Annotated in this window: 4 protein-coding genes and 1 tRNA gene; all 5 read left to right on the top strand. The window is 44.6% G+C overall.

Translation table 11 applies throughout. The features are described 5' to 3' along the window. Positions 1 to 244: 244 nt before the first annotated feature. Positions 245 to 1,372 carry a phosphoserine transaminase gene (locus Q7J27_14435; protein ID MDO9530337.1) on the top strand — a complete coding sequence of 376 codons (1,128 nt, stop codon included), beginning with the start codon at positions 245 to 247 and terminating at the stop codon, positions 1,370 to 1,372. Between the two features lie 201 nt (positions 1,373 to 1,573). After that, complete coding sequence (gene serA / locus Q7J27_14430) at positions 1,574 to 3,157, top strand: phosphoglycerate dehydrogenase (GenBank protein MDO9530336.1); 1,584 nt, start codon at positions 1,574 to 1,576, stop codon at positions 3,155 to 3,157. Between the two features lie 164 nt (positions 3,158 to 3,321). After that, positions 3,322 to 4,623 (top strand): adenylosuccinate synthase, encoded by a 1,302-nt coding sequence (locus Q7J27_14425; GenBank protein ID MDO9530335.1) that lies wholly within the window; start codon positions 3,322 to 3,324, stop codon positions 4,621 to 4,623. Positions 4,624 to 4,688: 65 nt separating this feature from the next. Then, positions 4,689 to 4,765 (top strand) — tRNA-Lys (locus Q7J27_14420). A gap of 162 nt (positions 4,766 to 4,927) precedes the next feature. Next, a partial coding sequence (locus Q7J27_14415; GenBank protein ID MDO9530334.1) for a PAS domain S-box protein occupies positions 4,928 to 5,904 on the top strand: 977 nt, incomplete at its 3' end.

Genomic DNA, 5,904 nt, shown 5'->3' with positions numbered 1-5,904 from the left:
CCGAGCCACTTCGGTGATTGATACCCGCAATTCTGACAGAAAAAAGTGGTTTTTATCTTCTTCAATTGTGGACTCCTCCGCTAACCTATAGCGCATCCCGTATGTCCTTTTTTGTAGACAGGAAGCCTCAATATATGTTCTTTTTACACTCCGGTCAATACCAATTACAAACCCGAAATATCTTGAGTAATAAAAACTTTTCTGATATGTGGTTTGTGATGTAAAAATTTAAGGGGAAGATGTTATGCATAATCCAAATTTTAGTTCAGGACCCTGCAGCAAGAGACCGGGATGGAGTTTTGGTGTCTTAAAAGATGCCCCCGTCGGGCGTTCTCATCGAAGTGCTCTCGGCAAGGGAAAGCTGGCAGAGGCAATCCGTAAAAGCAGGGAGTTATTGAAGGTTCCTGAAGATTATTTGCTCGGAATACTTGCCGGATCTGACACCGGAGCATTTGAAGCCGCCATGTGGATACTTCTCGGCCCCAAACCGGTGACTGCGCTTGTCTGGGAAAGCTTTAGCGCGGGCTGGGCTAAGGACATCAAAAATGAGTTGAAGCTCAACCCGACGATCCTTGAAGCGGATTACGGAAAAATCCCGGATTTTAAAGAGGTTGACTGGAAAGGCGACGTGGTCTTCGTTGCAAACGGAACCACCAGCGGGGTCAAAATTCCGGACTGGGACTGGATTCCACAGGAAAGGGAAGGTTTATCACTTTGCGATGCCACAAGTTGGGCATTTGCAATGGATATTGATTGGTCAAAGGTCGATGCACTCACATATTCCTGGCAGAAATGCCTTGGTGGTGAAGCCGCCCATGGCGTACTTGTCTTAAGTCCGAAGGCCATTGAAAGGGTAGAATCGTACGATCCCCCGTGGCCAATGCCAAAAATCTTTCGGATAAAAAAGAGTGGCAAGATTGACGGATCTATCTTTGAAGGTAGCACCATAAATACACCTTCAATGCTTTGCGTTGAAGACTACCTTGATGTGCTCAACTGGGCCGGGGAGATGGGGCTGGATGGTCTTATCAACAGAAGCAACTCTAATTTAAATGTCATTGAAGAATGGGTTGAAAAGACTGACTGGATCGATTTTCTTGCTGAATCCAAAGAAATCCGCTCGAACACTTCTGTCTGTCTTATAGTTACAGATGAAAAGCTTAAATCACTATCAGAGGCAGCCCAGACAAAACTTATTAAGAGTGTTGCAGGCAAATTGAGCGAAGAAAATGCCGCTCATGATGTAAGTTCTTACAAGGACGCGCCTGCCGGATTCCGCTTCTGGTGCGGTCCAACTATTGAACCATCAGACATAAAGACAGCAATTGAGGCACTGGAAAGGGCATACCTGGAGGAAATTGCCAAGTTATAGGAAATGCTGTAGAAGGGCAGGCATCTTACCTGTCAATAAATAAAGGAAACTTTAAAATTGTCAGTTTTATGCTTTATATAAAAAATCCCCCTTACTTACCTTATATTTCTAAGGTAAGTAAGGGGGATTTTCATGCTTGGTTGTGTCCGTCTACAGGTCATGTGAATAACTTGATAAAATAAAGTGGGAGGAAGACATAAAATGCAAAAAGTTCTTGTAAGTGACACCCTGGCCAAGGAGGGAATCGAGATATTTAAAAATGCTCCTGGGATTGAAGTTGATGTAATGACAAATCTCACACCCGATGAGCTTAAAGGAATAATAAAGGATTACGATGGACTTGCCATAAGGAGTGCTACGAAGGTTACCAAGGAACTCATAGATAAGGCGGACAGTCTCAAGGTAATAGGAAGAGCCGGAATAGGGCTTGACAACGTTGATGTTACCTCGGCAAGTAAGAGGGGTATCGTGGTAATGAATACCCCCGGTGGTAACACCATCACTACAGCGGAGCACGCCATATCATTGATGCTCTCCCTCGCAAGGAACATTCCCCAGGCCACGGCTTCCATAAAATCCCAAAAGTGGGAAAAGAAAAAATTTATGGGTACAGAGGTCTATAATAAGACCCTGGGAATTGTAGGCATTGGGAGGGTTGGCTCCATCGTGGCCGACAGAGCATTAGGATTAAAGATGAATGTGATCGCTTACGATCCCTTCATATCTCCAGAAGTGGCAGAAAAGATTGGTATCACTCTCGTTACCCTGGACGAGCTTTTAGAAAGTTCAGATTTTATCTCCATACACGTTCCAATCACAAAGGAAACAAAGGGAATGGTCGACGCCGATATGCTTGCCAAGATGAAACAAGGCGTTTTCATTATCAACTGTGCCAGGGGAGGAATTGTAAAAGAAAAAGACCTCTATGATGCCCTTGTCTCCGGGAAAGTCGCCGGTGCAGCACTCGACGTCTTTGAAGAAGAACCCACTCAGAACTGGGACCTTGTTTCTCTCGACAATGTTATCAGCACACCGCATCTGGGCGCCTCAACGGACGAGGCACAGAGGAATGTTGCCATAGCTATTGCCCAACAAATAGTCGAATATCTCACGGACGGGACAATAAAAAATGCTGTCAACTTCCCTTCAGTCAGTGCAGAAATACTCACAATAATACGGCCACACCTGGTACTTGCTGAGAAACTCGGGAAATTTCAGGCCCAGCTTGTCTCTGGAGGAATAAAAGAAGTTGTTGTCGAATACAGCGGAGATATCCTTGACTTCACAGTAGCGCCAATCACGACCGCCCTGCTAAAGGGACTTCTGACGCCGCTACTCAGCGAAAATATCAATTTTATCAATGCACCCGTCATCGTAAAAGAGCGAGGCATAAACGTTATCGAATCGAAGAGCAGCAGCGTAAAGGATTACACCAGCATGATTTCCCTCACTATAAAAACAACCAGCGGAGAAAGTTATGCTGCAGGAACAATCTTTGGAAAGCAGGATCCGAGGATTGTGAGGATTGATAAATTCACACTTGAGGCAATCCCGGAAGGTAACATGCTCGTGATATACAACTACGACAGACCGGGTGTCATAGGCAACATCGGTACGACCCTTGGGAAAAATGATGTTAACATTGCAGGGCTTCAGTTGAGCCGTGAGAAGGTAGATGGACAGGCACTCGTTGTCCTGAGTACAGACAGTGTAGTATCTGAGGAGGTTATCAGCAAGCTCAAGAGCCTGCCCAATATTATTTCAGTAACTCAACTGGAAATATAAAAAGGTCTCTGTACCCCACAGAAGGGGGCACGCTACTGGTTCCAGGATCAATTTCAGCATCCCCCTCTTGTCAGGGTGACATTTGGAGTATTGTTCAGGGTAACAAAAAAGACTTTTTACGAAAGCGGCATCCTTAATTATAAAAGATTAATTGGAGGCATATTATGTCAAATGTGGTTATTGTTGTCGGAACCCAGTGGGGTGATGAAGGCAAAGGTAAGATTGTTGATCTGTACGCAGAAAGTGCAGATGTCATCGCAAGATTTCAGGGGGGAAACAATGCGGGCCATACTCTGGTAGTAAAAGGTGAGCAGACTATCCTCCACCTGATACCATCCGGGATACTTCACGACAATAAAATCTGTATTGTGGGAAATGGCGTGGTTTTAGACCCGAAGGTCATCATAGAGGAGATTGATAATCTCAAAAGCCGAAATCTCTTTCCCTCAAGCACAACCCTCTTCGTCAGTGAGAATGTCCATATCATCATGCCGTATCACCGAAGGCTGGATATCGCCCGTGAGTCCCGAAAGGGTGGCAAAAAGATAGGAACCACCGGACGGGGAATCGGGCCATGTTATGAAGATAAGGTCACACGGGTAGGGATAAGGCTTTGCGACCTCCTTGATGACGAGGTATTTCTGGAAAAACTGAAAAGGAACATTGAGGAGAAAAACTTCTTCCTCACGGAATTTTTCAAGGAGGAGCCGGTCGACGAACAGGCAATCTATGACGAATACAGGGAATACGCCGATCGTCTCAGGCAATACGCGGCAAACACTTCAATCATTCTCAACAGAGAGCTTAAGAATGGAAAAGATATACTCTTTGAAGGCGCCCAGGGGAGTCACCTCGATGTAGACTACGGCACGTATCCTTTCGTTACCTCTTCAAGTACCATAGCCGGTAATGCCTGCTGCGGGTCCGGCATAGGACCTACAAAAATAAGTGCCGTTGTGGGAATTTGCAAGGCCTACACTACGAGAGTTGGAAGCGGCCCATTTGTTACAGAACTCACTGATGATATAGGAGAGAGAATACAGAAAGTTGGAATGGAATTTGGTGCCACCACAGGGAGAAAACGCCGTTGTGGCTGGCTTGACATTGTCATGGTCAGACAGTCAGTAAGGATATCTGACATCACCGGGATAGCGATAACAAAGCTCGATGTCCTGACCGGTATTGAAAAATTGAAGATTTGTGTTGGTTACAAGGTCAACGGGAAAGAATTCACGGAATCAGTTCCATCAAACCTGCAGATATTATCCAAATGTCAGCCTGTTTATGAAGAAATGGAAGGATGGACTGAAGATATAAGCAAGGCCAGAAATATTCAGGAACTTCCCGCTAATGCCAGAAAATATGTGGAAAGGGTTGAAGAGCTTGCTGGAGTCAAGGTGTTTGTTGCTTCTGTGGGAGCGGGCAGAGAGGAAACAATCATCGTAGAAAATCCTTTTACTAATTAGATAGTTTCTTGTTGACAACTAAAGTGGCTTCCTGTTAAGAAATGCAGCTTCAATATGCATTTGATGGGCCGTTAGCTCAGCCCGGTAGAGCAGCGGATTTTTAATCCGTTGGTCAGGAGTTCGAATCTCCTACGGCCCACCATAAATATCAGTGATTTAGGGGAAGTTACTTAAAACTTCCCTTTTTTATTTTTTGTTAACGAGGTTCAAAACTGGCACAAAAGGAGGAAGTTGTTTTCTACTTTCTTCTCCCGGGAAGAAAGAAAATCACGGCTGTTTTCGGAAAAGTCCGGAGGTTTTTCACATGGAACAAAAACCGACTTACGAGGAACTGGAACGAAGAATCAAGAAATTAGAAAGAGAATCCGTTGAACGTAAGAAAACCCAGGAAGCACTGAGGAAAAGTGAGGATCGGTACCGCATATTATTCGATAACAATCCCGTTGACACTATAATCGTGGATCGTGAAGCAAAGATAACCGAATACAACCTGGCAAGAAAAAGGTCGGATGGTAGATTGCCGAACATTAATACTGATGTGATGTATAAGGATTATGCGGCGCAACACAAAACTGATATGTTCGGGGAGTTGATGGAATGCATCAGATCAGGCGAATCGAAGAAATTCCTGGAGAAGGAGTATAAGGATAAATTTCTTGACATAAAGATAGCCCCCTTTCCTGAAGGAGCTATCATAACATCAATAAACGTAACCGACCGGAAGCGTGCGGAGGAGGCACTGCGGAAGTCAGAAGAAAGATATCGAACAATTTTTGAAAATACCGGAACTGCAATGATAATTGTCGACGAAGACAAAACAATATCACTGGCAAATGCCGAACTTGAGCAGCTCTTCGGATATTCCAGAGAGGAGATGGAAGGGAAAAAGAAGTGGACAGAGTTTGTGGCAAAAGAAGATTTGGGAAAAATGAAACATTACCATGGGTTGCGAAGGATCGATCCCTCCTCTGCACCGAGAAATTATGAGTTTGGATTTGTTGACAGATATGGCGATATCAAAGATATTTTTATCACTGTCGATGTTATTCCCGGAACCAGCAAAAGTGTAGCATCCTTCATTGACATTACCGACCGCAAACGTGCAGAGGAACAGCTCAAGGAATCCTTAAAAGAAAAGGAGGTGCTTCTCCAGGAGATACATCACCGGGTAAAGAATAACATGCAGGTAATCTCGAGCCTCCTGAATCTCCAGTCGCAATATGTGAAGGACAAGGAATCCCTTGAAATATTCAAGGAGTGTAGAGACCGCATTCTCTCCAT

It is taken from the genome of Syntrophales bacterium (assembly GCA_030655775.1).
Taxonomy (GTDB): Bacteria; Desulfobacterota; Syntrophia; order Syntrophales; family JADFWA01; genus JAUSPI01.
This window is presented reverse-complemented; position numbering and strand designations above follow the sequence as displayed.